Annotated in this window: 19 protein-coding genes; all 19 read right to left on the bottom strand. The window is 42.7% G+C overall.

Annotated elements, in window-relative coordinates; all coding sequences use genetic code 11:
* Position 1: 1 nt before the first annotated feature.
* Positions 2-2,188, bottom strand: coding sequence for a transferrin receptor-like dimerization domain-containing protein (locus N8A86_RS02315; protein WP_273567606.1), 2,187 nt, complete (start codon positions 2,186-2,188; stop codon positions 2-4).
* 176 nt (positions 2,189-2,364) lie between these two features.
* On the bottom strand, positions 2,365-2,724 hold the full coding sequence (locus tag N8A86_RS02310) for a putative collagen-binding domain-containing protein (RefSeq protein WP_273567605.1): 360 nt from the start codon (positions 2,722-2,724) through the stop codon (positions 2,365-2,367).
* Between the two features lie 5 nt (positions 2,725-2,729).
* Positions 2,730-3,749 (bottom strand): glycoside hydrolase family 140 protein, encoded by a 1,020-nt coding sequence (locus N8A86_RS02305; RefSeq protein ID WP_273567604.1) that lies wholly within the window; start codon positions 3,747-3,749, stop codon positions 2,730-2,732.
* A gap of 76 nt (positions 3,750-3,825) precedes the next feature.
* Complete coding sequence (locus tag N8A86_RS02300) at positions 3,826-4,491, bottom strand: aminotransferase class V-fold PLP-dependent enzyme (protein ID WP_273567603.1); 666 nt, start codon at positions 4,489-4,491, stop codon at positions 3,826-3,828.
* Complete coding sequence (locus N8A86_RS02295; protein WP_273567602.1) at positions 4,461-5,111, bottom strand: aminotransferase class V-fold PLP-dependent enzyme; 651 nt, start codon at positions 5,109-5,111, stop codon at positions 4,461-4,463. The genes N8A86_RS02300 and N8A86_RS02295 overlap by 31 nt, the downstream gene beginning before the upstream one ends.
* Complete coding sequence (locus tag N8A86_RS02290; RefSeq protein WP_273567601.1) at positions 5,108-5,563, bottom strand: hypothetical protein; 456 nt, start codon at positions 5,561-5,563, stop codon at positions 5,108-5,110. The genes N8A86_RS02295 and N8A86_RS02290 overlap by 4 nt, the downstream gene beginning before the upstream one ends.
* A gap of 59 nt (positions 5,564-5,622) precedes the next feature.
* On the bottom strand, positions 5,623-5,757 hold the full coding sequence (locus N8A86_RS02285; protein WP_273567600.1) for a hypothetical protein: 135 nt from the start codon (positions 5,755-5,757) through the stop codon (positions 5,623-5,625).
* A gap of 75 nt (positions 5,758-5,832) precedes the next feature.
* Positions 5,833-6,162 (bottom strand): DUF3471 domain-containing protein, encoded by a 330-nt coding sequence (locus N8A86_RS02280; protein ID WP_273567599.1) that lies wholly within the window; start codon positions 6,160-6,162, stop codon positions 5,833-5,835.
* On the bottom strand, positions 6,126-7,370 hold the full coding sequence (locus N8A86_RS02275; protein WP_273567598.1) for a serine hydrolase domain-containing protein: 1,245 nt from the start codon (positions 7,368-7,370) through the stop codon (positions 6,126-6,128). The genes N8A86_RS02280 and N8A86_RS02275 overlap by 37 nt, the downstream gene beginning before the upstream one ends.
* Before the next feature lie 321 nt (positions 7,371-7,691).
* Positions 7,692-9,509 carry a hypothetical protein gene (locus tag N8A86_RS02270; RefSeq protein WP_273567597.1) on the bottom strand — a complete coding sequence of 606 codons (1,818 nt, stop codon included), beginning with the start codon at positions 9,507-9,509 and terminating at the stop codon, positions 7,692-7,694.
* Between the two features lie 399 nt (positions 9,510-9,908).
* A complete protein-coding gene (locus tag N8A86_RS02265; protein WP_273567596.1) occupies positions 9,909-10,616 on the bottom strand; it encodes a helix-turn-helix transcriptional regulator in 708 nt (235 codons plus the stop codon).
* Positions 10,617-10,674: 58 nt separating this feature from the next.
* Positions 10,675-11,046, bottom strand: coding sequence for a VOC family protein (locus N8A86_RS02260; protein WP_273567595.1), 372 nt, complete (start codon positions 11,044-11,046; stop codon positions 10,675-10,677).
* Positions 11,047-11,184: 138 nt separating this feature from the next.
* Positions 11,185-11,487 carry a putative quinol monooxygenase gene (locus N8A86_RS02255; protein ID WP_273567594.1) on the bottom strand — a complete coding sequence of 101 codons (303 nt, stop codon included), beginning with the start codon at positions 11,485-11,487 and terminating at the stop codon, positions 11,185-11,187.
* Positions 11,488-11,535: 48 nt separating this feature from the next.
* Positions 11,536-12,672, bottom strand: coding sequence for a DUF819 family protein (locus tag N8A86_RS02250; protein WP_273567593.1), 1,137 nt, complete (start codon positions 12,670-12,672; stop codon positions 11,536-11,538).
* 38 nt (positions 12,673-12,710) lie between these two features.
* Positions 12,711-13,715: a S41 family peptidase gene (locus tag N8A86_RS02245; protein WP_273567592.1), complete on the bottom strand. Its 1,005-nt coding sequence runs from the start codon at positions 13,713-13,715 to the stop codon at positions 12,711-12,713.
* Position 13,716: 1 nt separating this feature from the next.
* The gene (locus N8A86_RS02240; protein WP_273567591.1) at positions 13,717-14,364 is read right to left on the bottom strand and encodes a hypothetical protein; all 648 of its coding nucleotides are present in this window, start codon (positions 14,362-14,364) and stop codon (positions 13,717-13,719) included.
* Between the two features lie 44 nt (positions 14,365-14,408).
* Positions 14,409-14,588, bottom strand: a complete 180-nt coding sequence (locus tag N8A86_RS02235) for a hypothetical protein (protein ID WP_273567590.1) — start codon at positions 14,586-14,588, stop codon at positions 14,409-14,411.
* 178 nt (positions 14,589-14,766) lie between these two features.
* Complete coding sequence (locus tag N8A86_RS02230; protein WP_273567589.1) at positions 14,767-15,786, bottom strand: 3-keto-disaccharide hydrolase; 1,020 nt, start codon at positions 15,784-15,786, stop codon at positions 14,767-14,769.
* A 133-nt stretch (positions 15,787-15,919) separates the two neighbouring features.
* Entirely contained in the window at positions 15,920-17,611 is a 1,692-nt protein-coding gene (ggt, locus tag N8A86_RS02225) for a gamma-glutamyltransferase (RefSeq protein WP_273567588.1), read from the bottom strand.
* Positions 17,612-17,756: the final 145 nt, after the last annotated feature.

Genomic DNA, 17,756 nt, shown 5'->3' with positions numbered 1-17,756 from the left:
TTTATTTGTTCATTTCCTGTACATGCTCGTTAAATGCATTTAATGTGCCTGCAAGCTTGGTAATCTGCTCCTGCGCTTCTTTCCAATTTTTTTGTTCGATCGCTTCGCGAACTCCTGGTAAGGTCTTGACACCGTAACCGGTATAAAATCCGGGTGCATAGATTTGATGTTTGTACCATGAGCGTCTTGGCAATCCGGTTTCGGAAGTGAGTTTATGCTCGGCCATCATTAATTTTTTGTTGAGTGCATTTCGCTTTTCAACGGATAACTTCGAAACATCCATTTTTGAAAATTCGGTGATAGTGGATTTTAGGTCTGCCATGGCGTTTTGCAAAGGCGTAAAATCCAAAAAGGGTACTGCATCTTTCTTTTCGGGTTTTTTAAAAGGCTTTGTAGGATCCGCGGCCAATTCAAAAAGATTTTTGTCGACCATTGTATTGTGTTTTTCAACATCGGAGCGCATCGATTCGGTATTCTTCATTATCCCATCCAGGTAATCTGAAACGGTAGTATGCCATTGCTGAAATTCGAAGGGTAACACATCTGCATTCGCCAAGCGAAGTGTAATTCGGCCAGCGGTATTTGCCAGTGCTACTCCATAAGCAAATCCTGGATCTTTGAATCTTTTGTAATGCGGATAGGTATCGTAGATGGTATGATACTCCCCTCCACCATTCTCGCCACCAAAACCGAGATTAAGCGCCGCAATTCCAGCATGCTGTATGAAAGGGGTATAATCGGAACCTGAACCTAGCGCATAGAGTTCGAATTTATCATTTCCGCCGTTGACTTGATCTACGGCCATTCTTCTTTCCCGTATCGATACATCTCGTTGTGGATCTGTTACCGAACCTGCCACTTCAACGACCATCTTTTGTAACGAATGGGATCCTCCGGCCCCCAAAAACCCACGGCCATTGCCATCGGTATTAATGTATGCAACAAGCTTTTCCTGTAACTCCTTTTTATGGTCCTCGACCCATTCGGTCGAACCTATTAGACCTTCTTCCTCAGCATCCCAGGCAGCGTAGACTAGCGTACGTTTTAGTTTTTGGCCTTTTTTGGCCAATTCGCCAATGGCGCGAGCCTCTTCCATAAGTGCGACCATACCACTAATCGGGTCATTGGCCCCATGTACCCAAGCATCGTGGTGGTTGCCCCGCATAACCCATTGATCTGGAAATTCCGTTCCTTTCATAGTGGCAATAACATTATGGGCAGGAACGATTTTCCAATCGAATTCCAATTTTAAATGGACTTTCACCGGGCCGGGACCTATATGATAGGTAATCGGTAACCCACCTTTCCAAGAATCAGGAACCACAGGACCTTCCAAAGCGGCCAACAACGGTGCCGCATCTTCATAGGAAATAGGCAATACGGGAATCTTGGTAATGGTCGGTGCGTCTTTTCGATCTAAACGTTTGGCATCTTTGGTCGCCGCATAACCGGGAGTCAATACATCACCGGGATAGGTAGGCATATCCATTACCGAACCACGTTGCACCCCAGTTTTGTTTTTGTAAGCACCTTTGGGATAAACGTCTCCACGTACATATCCATCGTCTTGTGGATCTGAATAGATAATGCAGCCAATCGCTCCTTTTTCAGCGGCCAACTTGGGTTTGATACCGCGCCAAGAACCTTGGTATTTTGCAATGACGATTTTTCCCTTGACGTCGATACCTAATTTTTCAAGTTCCTCATAATCTTTGGGAATGCCGTAGTTTACGAATACCAATTCCGCCTCAACATCACCATCCGTAGAAAAGGCATTATAGCTGGGCAATAGTGCATCGCCCTGCGCAGTAAACTCATCACCTTCAACGGGTACGGCGGTCAATTTTGCTTCATAGGTGGTAGGTCCGGTCATCTCTAAAACCCTTGTTTTAGGGTAGGGGAAGAGCACATGATACGTTTCGATTTTGGCATCGTATCCCCATGATTTGAATTGCTGCTGTATCCATTTTGCATTTTTCTCACCATATTCCGTGCCGACCCAGTGCGGTTCTGCGGCCATACGCTGCATCCATTTGTCCAAATTGTCCGAGGAAAGTTTGGACTCAAAGGCTTTTTCCAATTCTTGTTGTTTTTTTGCGTTCTCAGGTGTAAAACCGGTAATGGATTCTTGGGCGCTTGTAAAGCCAAATGCCAAGACCAATAAAAGGGTGATTAAATGCTGTCTCATTATTTTTCTGGTTATTAGGTTTTTGGTGACTAGGTTATTAAATCATCGGTAAACGTACTACTTTGTTATTCAATTATTGGTTCATTATAAATTTTTCACAATAACGCAGTAACCCAATAACATAATAATTTTTCAAAGGGAAGTTAATTTTTTTGAAGGGATATGTCAACTCGATTTCAATTTCTTTTTCCAGGGGCAGTAAAATTTTTGGAGGCATCATCGACAACCAAAACCCAATCATGGCCTTTACCGGAAGTGGGAGGAGCTATGGTTACCTTTTTTGACGGATTGATTTCCGAGGTGGGAAATGCATTACCGGTGCGAGGGTCGAACCACCATCCGTTGACTTTTGTTCCTTCAATTTTTGAAAGGTCGAGATTTGTAGTCTTCCCGGTAGGAAAATAAATCATGGCGTATGAACCTTCACTATCGCGAGTGGCAATCACGTAGTTACTAGTTTCTTCCTGAGCATCCAACACCATCGATTGATCCGGAATACGTGTGAGAAAAGGCCGTGACAGCATCAAATTTTTCAAATGCTTTACCTGATTTGCCATGGGCAAATCCAAAGCCACGGGCCATGGACGTAAAGGGAATTGATACCTTCTTTATCCAATTTGTACATCTGCCAGACATCATGGCAACCGTAGGTCTGCCCGAAGGCTCCCGCAAAGACGTTCCAGTACATGATGCGTCGGATATCCTCCGGAACACTATGTCCTAGCTCTTTGGCATTGAAACAATTGGGATGGTCTTCATAAAGCGGTTCTCCGTCCAAAGTTGGTTTTACGGGACTCAAATTATAATCGTTTTCAATGTGCTTGTAGGTGCCTTGATTGGCACAATGGCCTGTTTGGTGCATATTGAAATCAAGCCATTTTTGATTGTGGAACCACGTTGAAGAACCACCAGCTTCTTTAGGTTGTGGATGATAACTCATCAAGGTTTCATCATACCCTCCGACCGATTCGGCGATGCCTTCGGCCATTTGGTTCCAGACTTCGACTTGGTTCGTATTTTCTTGGGGATTGCGATCGCCGCCGATGACCCAAATAATATTGTCGCAGTCTTTGTATCGCTGTCCAATCCAGTTGCCGAATGCTCGGGCATTTTTTTGACCAAAGACTTCCGGCCCAACGCCCCAGCCCCTCTTGTCGAGTTTATCGCCCCAAGTCGGCAATAGCGCAATGTACATTCCCAAACTATCGGCTTTTTTGATAATGTAATCCACGTGTTCAAAATAGGCCGGATTTGGAGTTTCAGGATTGTTATTTACCAGCGGCGTTTCCCCATACAGATTCGGAGTGTTCAATCCGTCGATTTCGGCCAAGGCGACTGCTTGAATGACATTAAAGCCTTGTTCGGCTCTTTTTTCGAGGTACATGTTCGATTCTTTGCGATCACAGCGATGGAAAAGTTCCCAAGCGGTATCGGCCATATAGAAAAACGGTTCCCCGGTTTCTGTGACCAAATAGCGATTGTTTTCGCTGACTTTTAGTTTTTGGGCGTTAGAGAAATTACAGCTAATTAAAATTGTAAATACAAGTAAAAAGTGGCGCATTGCATTCGTATAAATTTGATAAAAGGAAGATACTGATTTTGATTTGTTCTCCAATGCGATGAAGAAGCAAAGCTTTTTAACTATCGACAATAGACTTTAAGGCATCTACCAAAATGTCTATTTGAGACTTGGTAATAAAAATGGCGAAGGAAAGTCGAACGGCATTCAAGCCAAAGTTGCTCATTGGGCGGCAATCGATTCCATGGTCCTCGAAAAGTCGTTCTTTTACTTCTTGCACATCTTTGCCCAAAATTTCGACAACTTGAATAGCGGCGGATTGTTCATCGGAGGCCGGAGTTTTCAAGACCAACTTTTGATTACCTTTTATTTTATCCCTAAAATAATGTTTCAGTTCAAAGGCGCGGTCATGGATTTTTTGAGCCCCTATGGCTTTCCTATAGTCCAAGGCGGCACCTAACCCTAGAACTTCTGGAAGGTTTCTCGTGTTGTAGTTTTCCAACCTACGGATAGATGTATCTTCATATCCTCTGGCGACCATCAAAGGTTTTAGTTGTGACTGACTACTTTCCTTTGCATAAAAAATACCGACACCTTTCGGAGAGAATAGCCACTTGTGGGCACTGACCGTATAGAAATCACAGCCCAAATCGTGCAAATTAACATTGAACATTCCTGCACCTTGAGCACCATCGACCGCGACCAAGATTCCCTTTTCATGGGCCAATCGTGAAACTTCCTTGACCGGTAGGATCATTCCATTGGTGTTGACCATGTGGCACATCGAAATGATTTTTGTTTTTGGTGTGATGGCCTGGCGATATACCTCGACCAATTCTTTACTTTTTTTGGTAAAATGGGTAGGGTAGGGCGCACTAAAACGATGCCTTTTTCTTCCTGCCAAACTTTCCATGGAGAAACCGCGCTGGCATGTTCGTGGTCCGCCAAGATGACTTCGTCGCCGGGCTTTAGGTCCAGGCTACGAGCTATAAGGTTCATGCCTTCGGTAGTATTGTGAATTAAGGCGATTTCCTCATCGGAGACCGAAAAAAGTTCGGCGACTTGCTTTCGCGTTCGTTCTTTTTCGGTATCCCAACCGCCCCACATGTATTTGGATGGAAAATCGTCCAAAGTATTTTGGAAATCAATGGTGGCGCTACGAATAGGATTCGGACAGGCCCCTAACGAGGCATTATTGAAATACGTAAGTCCTTCTGCAAATTTGAACTGTGCGCTTACTTCTTCCCAGAAAATTTCGGAAGTCTCTTCCGTTCTTAAAGCTAACCTTTGGATTTCGGAATTTAGGAATTCTGAAGTATTTCCCCATAGGGATGTGGGCGCGGCCATGGCTCCGGTAATGCCTACTCCAATTGATTTTAGAAATTTTCTTCGCGTCTTACTCATACTTTTATCTTTCCCTTGATTTTTAGTCGCCAATAAATAATATAAACGGTTCCAATAATGGAAGGTAGAATCCAGGCCATTATAGTCCATAATTTCAAACCGGCTACTATAAAAGCCGTAATCGAGGCAATTAAGGCAGCTATCATATGGGTTAAATGTGTTAGGAGCCATGCTATTTTCAGTTCTTTGAAATTTTTATAGAACAGAAAGTTCTTAAAGGTCAAGAATATTCCCAATCCGCCAAAAACCAAAAAGAGAATATTATCTGCAAAAGGATTCAAGAGTCCATACAGTCCATATAGTGACATAAATATCGAAAACACAAGCATAATCGAAGAAATACCTAAATCTAATTTTGATGCACTACGTTTGCTTCTTCGTTTGAACGTTAGTGCACGCTGACCGACCAATACCAAATAGATGGTAAACAACGAAATAAGAAATAGAAACAAGCTCTCATGATTTGGCATCCAAGCAATTGGTATGATAAGAATGCAACTTCCGACCATGCTTATTGAAAATACAACCCCCATCTTTTTATGCAGTTTTCCTCCTTTTTGACCGCCATGCTACCAAAACCCATGACTAGTCCGATACCGCCAAGAATTGCATGTATGTATATGATTATGGTAATTGCTAGCTCCATTCTTTTCGATTCTTTTTTAAGATAAAATCATAGATTATGCCCAGAGACACACTAGGTCTATTCGTCGATTTCGATTCAATAAAGGTCAAGATCTTGAAAATCGAAACTAAAATCTATATCAGGGGATATACCCTTCATTTTGAGTCCGACCGCCTTGCCTTCTTCATCCAATTGAAACATCGCAAAGACATCGGCGTTCATATCTTGGTATTCCCATTTTATTGCAAAGGTATTTGCTTTGTAAAATGCCATTGGTCCGTTTAGTTTTGGTGAGCGATAACATTTCATCCATAAGGTTCCGTTTTTGTCGAATACTTCCACTTTCCCGAACCAAGGGTCTTGATAACTACCGATATAGGCTTTTTTGTCTATTTTTTCTTTTTGTTGGTCGCTACCGTTTCCCATACTTTGTTGACGACGGCTTCCGATTCGCCTTTTCTTTCTTTGAAATACTCGCCGAACTTATTTATCCACCCAAAATCATCCAATCCTAAATAACTATCGACCAAAGTTCTAGAGACGCCTACGAATACTCCTGCACCTCCCGGCTCGGTATTGGTCAAGACGACGATGCCCAAATTCAGATCGGGAATTAGTACTGTTCGCGACAGCATTCCAGGGAGGCCACCTGTATGTGATACGACCATATTTCCCTTTTTATCTGTCAGGTCCCATCCGAGTCCATACCCGGAGAAATGCGAATTGTATCTTGGATCTCTATTCGTTCGTGTCGTCGTATGAATCATCCACATTTCATTTTGGTTTTCCACTGTGAACAATGTATCTTTTAATTGTTGTCCATAGGCACCTTTATTGAGATGTACCATCATCCATTGGGTGAGATCATCCACATTGCCATAGATGCCACCGGCGGCTCCGTTCATCATATCACCATAATTAGGAAGCGCTTTCATTTCTCCGTAGACCGTCGTATGTGGGGAAGCAACATTGCTTTTGTCCTTGATATCTTTAAAAGAAGGGGAGGAGTTATCCATTCCCAAGGGATCGAAGATTCTTATTTGTATGAACTGTTCCCAGGTCATACCGCTTTTTCGGGCAATCAATTCCCCGGCCACCAGATATAACAAATTATCATAATCGAATTTCGTTCGGAAGGCGGAAACCGGTTTGAAATGCTGAAAACTTGATAATAAATCTTCCATCGTAAAATCAGAACTGTCAGGAAAAATCATCAAATCGCCGATGCCTAGTCCCATCCCGCTGCGGTGGGTCAATAAATCCTGAATATTGAAATTTTCGGTAACGTACGAATTGTACATCTTGAATTCGGGAATATGGTCGATGACCTTGTCGGTCCACTTTATTTTGCCTTCTTCGACCAAAAGTGCCAAGGCCGTAGTCGTAAAAGCCTTGCTATTACTGGCAATGGCAAAATTGGTGTGCTCGTCGACCTTTTCTTTGGTGGAGAATGATTTTACACCATAGCCTTTGTTATGAATGACCTTGCCATCTTTAACTATGGCGACTGCCGTCCCTGCGACATTTAGTTTTTCTATGGCGTCGTTTACTAGGGAATCTATTTGTACGGAGGAATATTGTGCATTGACATTTATTGTAAGCAAGAAAGTAACGGCAACAAGAAATCGTTTCATAAAAAAGTTGGTTTAAGGGATAGAAATGTACAAAAATTCACATGATTTTGCTTCATTCTTGCTCTTGGGAAAGGCTTAGATATTACATTTTCTATTTGTTAGAATAGATTTTTACTATCCTTGTACAGATGTAAATTAAAGTGCATTGGGTGACATTTTAATTGCCTTAAGTAGTTAAATAATTGTATGGAGCTGATAAAAATTAACGTATCCAATCAAAAAAAACCGGCAATCAATATCCCTGCTTAATACAGGGTATCGATTACCGGCTAGAAAATCATTAAAAATAGGAAACTTCCTTTTCAAAGACCTTTATAAACCTCATTCTGGTGAGAGGCGATAAATGACATTGGGTCCGCCACCCGTAACATAGATGTCACCGGATAGGCCCATGGCCACAGCATCAAAGGTCCACGTAGGTGGAAAGCCTTCCCCGCCAGGTGCGCCAAATTCAAGGCCATCCACAACAACTGCTACCTCGCCGGTGGACAAGTCGATACGGGATAGCCTTGAAGCACCTGTTTCAACTACCAATAAATTTCCGTCGTTATCCAAAGCCAATCCTTCGGGATTCGCTAAACCTGATGCTACAACAATTGGTGCAGCTGGGGTCTTGCCCTCAAAATCGATTTGCAAAACAATGCCAGAGCCCCAGTCGGCCACCCAAACGGATTCTCCATCGGTCGCCAAACCACCGGGTGCGAATACAGTTGCATTGTCGATAGGAAGTATCATCGAATTGTCACTGGCCCAGACTACGCCGCCCAGCCCTATATCGGACACCACAAGATCGTCCATAAATCTGATGGCATCAATTGGAGCACCCATCACAAAATTTTCTAGGACTTGATTTGTTTGGGAATCCCAGACCTGTACCGCACCACTGAACCATGAAGCAACCACTAGGTTGTTCCCATCTGTTTTAAGGTTCATCGGTAATATCAGTGACAATGTGTTTTCTTCTGGGACCAAATGGCCTTTATAGCTGTTTTCTTGTTCGCCGTTACCTCCATTAAATTGTCTCAGTCGGTATATGTCTCCCAAAAATATATTGTCCTGATTATTCGGCCCGTGTAAAACTGCCAGCCCGCTGGGGGCTATCATCCCTCCCGGACTGATGGTGCGGGCTTGTCCGTCAGATCCTATCTCAGCGACCCAGCCTTCGTCATTATTGGTCATATATAGAGTTCCATCCTTGTCATAGACCATATTATCCAAACCTGGTTCAAGGGTGGTGAACAGTGTTTTATCGCCGGTTATAGTGTTTATCTTAAAAACCTCTCCTGTTTGATCCAGTACAGTAAGAAGGCAATCCACTTCGAACTTCGCTGCTGCAGGGTTCTGAAATCCGGAAGCTACTATTTGGACGGTTCCATCAGTAAAAGGGTCTGTTGAAACAGGATCACCAGGGTTACCGACATCCACACTTATAATCAAACCTGCTGCAAAAAGAGGCCCGTACAAGCGGCCGTCTGCACCGAAGTCAAATGAATTGAAAAATCCAAGAGGGAAAGGGTTTGCTTCGGTAGCAATGATTATAGGCCGTGGTGGTTCTATAAGGTTAGGGTCAAGCTCATATAGCCCATCACCCAAGAAATCAAGTGCCACAAAGAGACGACAACTGGGTGAGAATGCAATCGGATTGACCCCTGGTGCTACAAACTGTTTGGTTATGGCTCCATCGGGAGTCATTCGTCCAACTTCACCAACCAATATGTCGGTCCAATAGAGTGACCCATCCGGTCCGAACACCAGGTCATCTGCACCAATCACACCTCTCTCTTTTCCAAGCCGATCGACGATCGTTCCGTTTTCCTTGTTCATAACAACGATTTCCTGGCCAACAACACTACCAATGTACAGATTGCCATCTGGCCCAATGTCAACACCATTGGCACCGTGCAAGGCAGCACCAGTGGTCAATTCGGATAGGACATAATTTATTTCTGTGATTTCCTTGGATTCCAGATTTTCTTCCGATTCCGTACTTTTTTCAGGCTTAAGGCTTGCTACAGGTTCGGTTTTTGCTTCGGGCACCAGCTCGGGTTCCGAGCTGCAGGAAGCTACTGATAATAAAAATGTTGACAGGATGGCTAATTTCAAAATTGCTCCCATCCCACTTTGTTTTTTTGTTTTCATACGATTAAGTTTTAACTGGTTTAAAAATGATTAAGGTAAACTTGAAAATAATTCTTATCGTTCCCCGTACCAATGGTGATGGGGTCTTAGGTGTTTATTCTATTCTTAGGGGGAGTTTTCATTGCACTACATACCATTAATTATAGTATGTGGTACTCTTAGAAGTAGGGGAATTTAACGTACTTCTGAAAGTATACTAAAGATAAATAGTCTGGAAAGGCAATTTTAGTTTTAAAGGACGAATGGTACTTTTTTTTGTCCGAAAGTATTTATATGTTTATCAAGGGTTCATTTGGAAAACCTAAGTAGTATAACTATCTATCCTGCCTTATAAAAAAATGAAATAATTTAAGCTTTATAACTCAGCCTTATTCGAAGTAACAAATAACATTTAGAATATTACTGAAACTTCGCCCGATACGCTTTTTCCTTTTCACAGTTAAAATAATCTTGAATGGAGAATTTACGATCTTCGAAATTTTCGGGAAGGATTTTAAAGTGCTGGATCCGGTCGATACGAAAGGCACGATAGTCTTTTCGTAGATGGCACCACGCAATCAAAATCCATTTGTTCTCGGTGGAGAAGATGGCACAAGGTTCGATTTTCCGGAATGAAATGTTAGGGTCATCCGCTTTTCGGTAATTGATTTCCACATAATTGAAGTGGGTAATGGCCAATTGTATTTCAGATAGGGCATTGCTCGAGATGCTCTCTTGCCGTGTATCGAAAATGTGGATTTTATTATCCAACAATTCACTTTTTTCCAAAACGGAAGAACGAAATACCGACTTAATTTTGGTCAAAGCCTCCTCGAAATCTTTCACAAAAGAAGAATCGTTTGATTGGCCCACCAGATGTTGTGCTGTAATCAAGGCATTGGCCTGCTTTTCGGTAAATTGAACGGGAGCGACCGTATAGCCATCCATTAGAGTATAGCCTCGTCCTTCTAGAGTAATGACGGGAACCCCTGATTCAATTAGTTTTTGAATGTCGCGGTAAATAGTACGAACGCTGACATCAAATTTGTCGGAGAGTTCAGTGGCCGTTAAAACCCTTCGGGATTTCAACAGCGTTAAAATCGATATGAGTCGTGGTAGTTGCGACATAGAAATAAAGGTAGTGAACCTGATTAAAAGTTCACTACCTTCTTTTTGTTGTATTGTTTTAGTTCCAGGAATGAAGGGCAATCTTATTGCCTTCGGTGTCTATGAATTGTGCCATGAAGCCGTTTTCACCGATATCGGTTTTTGGCATGACCACTTTCCCGCCTGCAGATTCAACACGGGCCAACGGCTCACTTAAATCATTGCCGCCATTTAAGTAAACGGTGACTCCGTTTGCAGAGGGTTCTATACCTTCCATTTGAACAAGTCCACCGCCAACACCATTATTATCCTCATCATAGGGAAACATACCGTACTTGCCCTCGGGCATGGGTGAATCTTTGATTTCCGTGGCCAATACCGTGTTGTAAAAGCTTTTTGCCCTTTCGTAGTTTTTTGCTGGAATTTCAAACCAGCTGATTGCATTTGACATCTTTTATTGATTTTTAAGGTTAAACATACCGCAAAGATATCGGTATGAATGTCAGATGATGTCAGGGGTTATTTTTTTTTGATTTTTAGATGCTTGGATTTCTGGAAAGTGGGATTTCCTGATGAGGACTTAATTATCTTATTGAAATGGTATTGGACTCATCTCATGAATAATGACCTCTTCGATAGCCCCTTCTGTGGTTTTCTTATGGATTGAAATGTGCGCACTTTCATTATGGTTTAGCCAATGAGTACGAGTCACCCAATTTTCATAAAAGAAAAACCGATTAGGGTTTTCATTGTCCTGATGTAAATCATAGTTCAGACAACCTGCTTCGGCAAGGGTAGGAGGAATAAGGCCCAATAAGGATTGTTTTACCAAATCTCTTTTTTCTGATTTGGCGATAATTGTGGCTGTGATTGTCAGTTGTTGGTTACTCATTTTGAAGTTTTTAAGATTATAAAGTTAGGCATATGATTTCTAGAACTATTATGCGAGTACACCGACCACCAAAAAGCCCAAATAGGTCCCCAAGGCATTCCCCAATGTGCCGATTAATATTGCAGGCAACACTAATTCTTTTCGACCGAAAGACTCGGCCATGGCCAATGCCGTTGGACCTCCACCAACGTTTGCTTGACTTGCTACCGAAATCATGTCCCAATCAAGATAGGCAAGGCTTCCAAATAAAATAATGAGTATGCCGTGCATGAATACCGCTAGGGATGTAAATAGCAAAAGGGTAATGCCAATTTCCTTTAAGGCCAAGACTGCATTGACTTCACAATAGGCACCAATAACTGCTAAAAACAGGTAGACTAGGTACAGGCCCAGCGTATGACTTCCTGGTAGTCGCGATACAAATGGAATCTGGGCAACCAAAATCCCTATCGTCGAGAGAGTCAACATAAAAGGAATGTTCGGAAGAATCAGTTTGACCAATTCCGCCAAGAAAAAAGCGGATATTCCCAAAAACGCCAACCACATTAATGCGTTGAGGTCGATTTTGTCATCTTCCATTTCATGGTTGCTGGTGGTAGATTGTTTCACTTTTTTATCTTTCCAGAACTTTCTTAACAAAGCAGGAAAGGCCAAAGTGACCATAATCCAGATGGTCGTTACCACATTGTCAACAGCAATAGTACCTGCATATAGATTACCTTGTTCTTGAAAATCATACTCTAGGGCGACGGCATTAAAATTTATACTTCCTCCGGTATAGGTACCCGTAAGCATTCCGGCTATGATATTGGCATCATCGCCAAGAACCTCCTTTGGTGAAATCAAAAACCAAGCTACCAAAATACCTATTACCGTGGCCAACGAACCAATTAGAAAAAGGATTATCATAGGTGCTCCGGCCTTTTTGATGGATTTTAGATTGACGCCCAGCAAAAGGTAGAAAATGGATATGGGAGCTACATAATGAAAGATACCACCATAAAGCGGAATCGTATTCGAAGCAGATGGTATGACACCTAAATTGGCGAGTACCGCCGTGAAAAGAATGACCAACAATGCGGCACCTATCTTACTGCCCCATTGAGTTTTACCTGCATAGATCGATAGCATGACCATCAAACACAATACCCCTAAGACATAAATCGGATTCTCAATAAAGGTCATGCCCTAAAGATATAAAAACCGATGTGTTTCATGTAGGTTTATTGCAACTCAAGAATAGCCCGTTCCAAAACCTCGTCTTTGGTCAAGTCGTTCCAATCGAAAAGTACTCGAATGTCGGGAGGCACTCCATTTTCAAATTCAGCACTTTTGTCCAAAGTCAAGGCTTGAGTGATTGAAAAACGATAGGTCCACCCATTGGGCAATTGGCCGCCGTTGGGTAGGCCGAGTCCGCCACCCGTCGTATCGCCCATCAAAATGATGTTGGGCAGGGCTTTTGTAGCCAATGCGGTAAAAGAGCCAGCGCTATAGGTGCCTCTATCGACCAACATGATAACCTTGTTGGTGTATCTGATTCCATTGTGAGGGGAAACGTATACGGGCTCGGCTTCTGAAAAATCATTGCGCCCGGGACCGTTTTTAATCCGCGAATAGTTCGTCAATGTCTTTTCCTCTACAAAGCGGCTGAGTATTTTAAAGATATCCGATACGGCTCCGCCACCGTTTTCCCTTAAATCTAAAATGAGTCCCTTGGTGTCCTTATAGCGGTCCAAAACAAAATCGAGGTTGGTATCATCTACCGTACCGGGAAAGGATGCAAACCGAACATAGCCGATTTCGTCGTTGGAGATAAAATTGTGACCAAAAGGTCCGGAAATATAATAATCACGGTTCAGGTAATTTTCTTCTATAAGGCGGCCATAGAAATTATCCTGTCCGAGAAATTCAACCCCAAAAAAGGAAACATTGAAATTCGATATGAGATTTACATGGTCATCACGCAACTCTGTCAACATGCCTCCTAAGACATTGAATAGGGAATCTTGGGTCATTCCTTCGAATAGTTTTGCCTCGTATTCGGTTTTTACCGCATCCCAATCAATTTGCTTTACCTCGAAGTATGAATATTTTTCGTTGCATTCATTCCAGAGATATTCAAAATTTGCCTTGGGGTCCGTCGTGGCCAGGTCTTCTTCAAACAGTACTTTTTCGCATGAAATAAGGATTGGTAGAACTGCCAGTATGATATGTTTTTTCATCATCATATTATTTGGTATTAAATAATAGCGTGAATCGCAACGCATGTTGTGCCATTTCGAATTTGTCGAGATTTCCGCCGGTCTTGTACGCATCCCATACATACGATATTTGAACGGCATTTTTATTTTTTCTGGAATGTAGGGTGTAATCCAAAGAGCTGCTCATCCTAAATCCGGAAAATACCTTGAACTCATATCCATCAAAGAGTCTGGAGTCGTTAAGTAAGAATGATTGTCCCGAATAAACGTAGCCATTTCGATACGAGGAATTAATAAGACCGACATTGAGCCGTAACGCCAGCTTTTTCGTTCTTTTTAGCGCCCGATACCTGAAAAACAAGAACTTTTTATCTTTATCTACTTTTCGGCTTACATCGAGTGTGCCTTTAGCACTTCCGAAAAGTGTGGGTATGAGTTCATAGCCAACAGCATTGTTATTCAGGTCGGGATTGATCCTAACGTTTGCGGTCAAATTGATCATGCCCCCTGCCTTTATATTGAATTTCTCTGAGCTTATCTTCTTCAACTTGTACAGCTCGGAATAGTATAATGATGGGGAAATTACGATACTTTGGCTGAAGTGGTCATTGAAATTATTACCGAAAAAACCAATCGAGAGCGCACTGCCTCTTTCGGTTTCCCTTTCTTTATCCATACTTATTTTAAAACGGGATGAAGAAATAGCGATTCCTGAATAAATCAGGGGGAGGTAGCAAAATCCCTAAAACTGCCAATACCAAGTCCACCTAATGAAATGCCCCGATAGGTCGGTCTATTTTTTCTCGATTCGGCTTTTGATGTTTCCGCTATTTCATTTTGCGAAAAACCTAGTAACGGTACCAAAAGCAGAAAATAAATAATACATTTTATATAGTTCATGGTTAGTGTGTTAGAACCTATTTTCTTCTGTTGTATTAGATTTCGAATTTAAACGAATACTTTGAGGTCGTTTCATAAAAAAAAGCTAATTCGTCTATAAAGCTCTAACGTTGAGATATGAACAAACAAAAACCCTAGTTTTCTAGGGTTTTTGTTTTAATAGTTATCTCTAAGACTATTAGAGTACGGGAGTCAAAACGACGTTACGATACGTTACGTTACCATGATCACCCTGAAGATATATCGGCCCGGGGGCGGTTACATCGGAGCTAATGGCTCCACCAGTCGGGCCAAGTGCCGGTTGGTTGTCAATGATTTTTTTTCCATTAAAGATGACGGTTACGTGGCGGTCTACGAGGGTAATATCGAAGGTCTGCCATTCGCCCGCCGGTTTTTCGGCTGCTTCGGTAGGGGTAACCCTGCTGTATAGACCACCCATGTTATGCGAATCCAATTCCTTACCATACGAATCGACCACCTGAATTTCGTAAAGTCCGCGAAGATATACACCGCTATTGTTTCCTTCGGGCACGTTTACTTCCAGTTTCAAATTGAAATCCTCGAATTCTTGCTCCGTGCGAAGATTACCGTAATGATGGTGCTCGCCCTCTTTCGGTTGAACAGGATCGTTTACCAATTCTCCATCAATGACCTTAAATCCATTTTTATGTTCGGGGTCGATGATACCCCATCCGTCCAAGTTCTTTCCATTAAATAGTTTGATGGGTTTGCCGTATTTTACTTGGCTCAAATCTGGTTTTGCCGGCATTGGGGGCATTCTCTTTCCGGTAAAGGTTTGAGTGGTCTCACCGGATCCGCCCCATGCAGGTCCGGTCATGACGCCTTTGATACCATCATTACCATCCTTTTCGATGCGGACCACGTGGGTCATAACATGTGTACGTTCGCCACTTCTCTTGTACCCATACGTACGGGTTACCACCATGGTATCGTCATCGACCATATACACGTGACCTACGGGTAGCACACTGCCACCGATCCATAACATTTCGGCATCCAAATATCCTTTGTCTTCATGAACATGTAGCCAGCCTACACCTTTTTCATCCCCTGCGATATCCATGGTCCACGTTCCTAAGAAAGAATTTTCCGTCTCAGATGATGTGATTTTTTGATTTGCCAATGCCGTAACCGCTCCAAAGAATACAATTGCGACCGTAAATAAATTATTTTTCATGATTTTGGTTTTATAGTGTTTCATTCCGTTTTAGGGTTTCATAAAAAGTAAGTCTACAATTTAGGATTTTATTTTAAGAACGAGAGTGCCCTTGGGCCAATTTTGTCGTTCTATTTTTTATGTTAGCATGCCACTAAAAGCCGACCGCGCCGCTGTCAGGCTGCGAAGAATCGGAAGCACCCGTAAATACCTTTTTCTCGGAATCATAGGTAATTCCCATAAGGGCGCCCATGTTGGTCCGTTCTCTTAGGGTGTGCCCCATGCCCTCAAGAATCTTTCTGGTATCTGGAGACAAAAGGTTTTTCTCATAGATAATCTGATCGGGCAACCATTGATGGTGAATTTTCAGAGCTTCGATGGCCTTGTCTATCCGCATATCGAATTCGAGTACGTTGAACACGGTCTGAAAAACGGTATTGATAATGGTGCGTCCACCCGGACTCCCGATGACCAGATAAGGTTTTCCGTTTTTTCCGACGATGGTCGGGGTCATACTGGAGAGCATTCTTTTTTCGGGGGCGACCAAATTTGCATTGGTTCCTATTTGTCCGTTGCTTTTGGTCACGCCTGGTTGGGGGTTAAAATCGCCCATTTCATTATTGAAGATAAACCCAAGCTCTGAGGAACCCATTTGGGAGCCGTAGCTATATTCCAAGGTATAAGTTAGGGATACGGCATTTCCATCTTTGTCTATGGTAGACAAATGTGTCGTGCTTTCCCCGTCGTATAACTGTCCGAATCTTGTTGAATCACTCACGGAAGCACGGTTTATGTCGATTTCAGCGAAACGTTTTTTCGCAAAATCTTTAGAGGTCAATTTATCAACAGGTATATCAGGATTAAAATCGGGGTCACCCAAGTGTTCTGCCCGGTCTGCAAAGGCCCTACGCATGGCCTCGGCCACCAAATGCAAATGTGACGCGGAATTGAACTCCATGGTTTTGAAGTCGGCCAATTCCATCAGGTTCATCATTTCTATCAGCGCTACTCCGCCCGAACTTGGCGGGGGCATGGAATAAACATCATACCCTTTATAGCTTCCTTGTATCGGATTACGTTCAACGGCCGCATATTTTTTGAGATCTTTTTTTGTGATGATGCCACCATTTTGCTTCATCCAAGCTGTAATCTTATTGGCAGTCTCTCCTTTATAAAATCCGTCATGGCCTTTGTCGCGGATCAAGATCAGGGTACATGCCAATTCGGGTTGGTGCCAAAGATCCCCGGGTTCAGGAATTTCTCCCGTTTGGTTCTTGAAATAGTTTTTCATGAATTCACTTTCATTTTCCTCGGAAGAGAAATATTCGGCTGCTCCGTTCAGCGACCAATTGAAGACAAATCCATTTTGGGCCTGATCTATCGCTGGTTGTACCAACTCGGCCCAAGGAAGTTGACCATACTTTTGATGTGCAAGATAGAGTCCCGCCACGGTCCCCGGAACTCCAATGGCCTTTGCCGTCATGTGATTGATATCCGCTATGAGGTTTCCGTTTTCATCGAGATACATATTGGGGCCGGCCGCCAAAGGTGCTTTCTCACGAAAATCGATAGTGGTGACCTTGCCTTTGGCGTTCATGAACACTATGAATCCTCCACCTCCGATATTTCCCGCTGCCGGGTGCGTTACCGCTAAAGAAAATGCCGTCGCGATTGCCGCATCAACCGCGTTGCCTCCTTTTTTCAAAATAGAAACCCCGACCTCCGAAGAAGTTTTATCGGAGGACACCACCATGCCATTTTTGGCATAGGTCTGGGCATTTATCTGTGCCCAAGTTGTTGAAAATAGAAATGCTACAAGTAGGAATATCTTTTTGTATGCGGTCATAGTTTGTTGGTCGATTAGCTCAGTGAAAAAATTTCTTGGGGAAGATAGGAAATCTTCCCTTTGTGAAAGGTATGATTTACCTCTTGTCGATAATTGGGTAAATTGATAACTGAAACCACTAATGTATGTTTATATTAGAGGGAGT

Origin of the sequence: Maribacter halichondriae, from assembly GCF_027474825.1 — a bacterium.
In the GTDB taxonomy this organism is placed as follows: Bacteria; Bacteroidota; Bacteroidia; order Flavobacteriales; family Flavobacteriaceae; genus Meishania; species Meishania halichondriae.
Note: the sequence above shows the minus strand (reverse complement) of the source record. Positions and strands in the feature narration are given on the sequence as shown.

Coding starts and splice junctions, on each gene's coding strand:
- N8A86_RS02315 (WP_273567606.1), bottom strand. CDS start 2,188: ATGAGACAGCATTTAATCACCCTTTTATTGGTCTTGGCATTTGGCTTT.
- N8A86_RS02305 (WP_273567604.1), bottom strand. CDS start 3,749: ATGCGCCACTTTTTACTTGTATTTACAATTTTAATTAGCTGTAATTTC.
- N8A86_RS02300 (WP_273567603.1), bottom strand. CDS start 4,491: ATGTGCCACATGGTCAACACCAATGGAATGATCCTACCGGTCAAGGAA.
- N8A86_RS02295 (WP_273567602.1), bottom strand. CDS start 5,111: ATGAGTAAGACGCGAAGAAAATTTCTAAAATCAATTGGAGTAGGCATT.
- N8A86_RS02285 (WP_273567600.1), bottom strand. CDS start 5,757: ATGGAGCTAGCAATTACCATAATCATATACATACATGCAATTCTTGGC.
- N8A86_RS02280 (WP_273567599.1), bottom strand. CDS start 6,162: ATGGGAAACGGTAGCGACCAACAAAAAGAAAAAATAGACAAAAAAGCC.
- N8A86_RS02275 (WP_273567598.1), bottom strand. CDS start 7,370: ATGAAACGATTTCTTGTTGCCGTTACTTTCTTGCTTACAATAAATGTC.
- N8A86_RS02270 (WP_273567597.1), bottom strand. CDS start 9,509: ATGAAAACAAAAAAACAAAGTGGGATGGGAGCAATTTTGAAATTAGCC.
- N8A86_RS02265 (WP_273567596.1), bottom strand. CDS start 10,616: ATGTCGCAACTACCACGACTCATATCGATTTTAACGCTGTTGAAATCC.
- N8A86_RS02260 (WP_273567595.1), bottom strand. CDS start 11,046: ATGTCAAATGCAATCAGCTGGTTTGAAATTCCAGCAAAAAACTACGAA.
- N8A86_RS02255 (WP_273567594.1), bottom strand. CDS start 11,487: ATGAGTAACCAACAACTGACAATCACAGCCACAATTATCGCCAAATCA.
- N8A86_RS02250 (WP_273567593.1), bottom strand. CDS start 12,672: ATGACCTTTATTGAGAATCCGATTTATGTCTTAGGGGTATTGTGTTTG.
- N8A86_RS02245 (WP_273567592.1), bottom strand. CDS start 13,715: ATGATGATGAAAAAACATATCATACTGGCAGTTCTACCAATCCTTATT.
- N8A86_RS02240 (WP_273567591.1), bottom strand. CDS start 14,364: ATGGATAAAGAAAGGGAAACCGAAAGAGGCAGTGCGCTCTCGATTGGT.
- N8A86_RS02235 (WP_273567590.1), bottom strand. CDS start 14,588: ATGAACTATATAAAATGTATTATTTATTTTCTGCTTTTGGTACCGTTA.
- N8A86_RS02230 (WP_273567589.1), bottom strand. CDS start 15,786: ATGAAAAATAATTTATTTACGGTCGCAATTGTATTCTTTGGAGCGGTT.
- ggt (WP_273567588.1), bottom strand. CDS start 17,611: ATGACCGCATACAAAAAGATATTCCTACTTGTAGCATTTCTATTTTCA.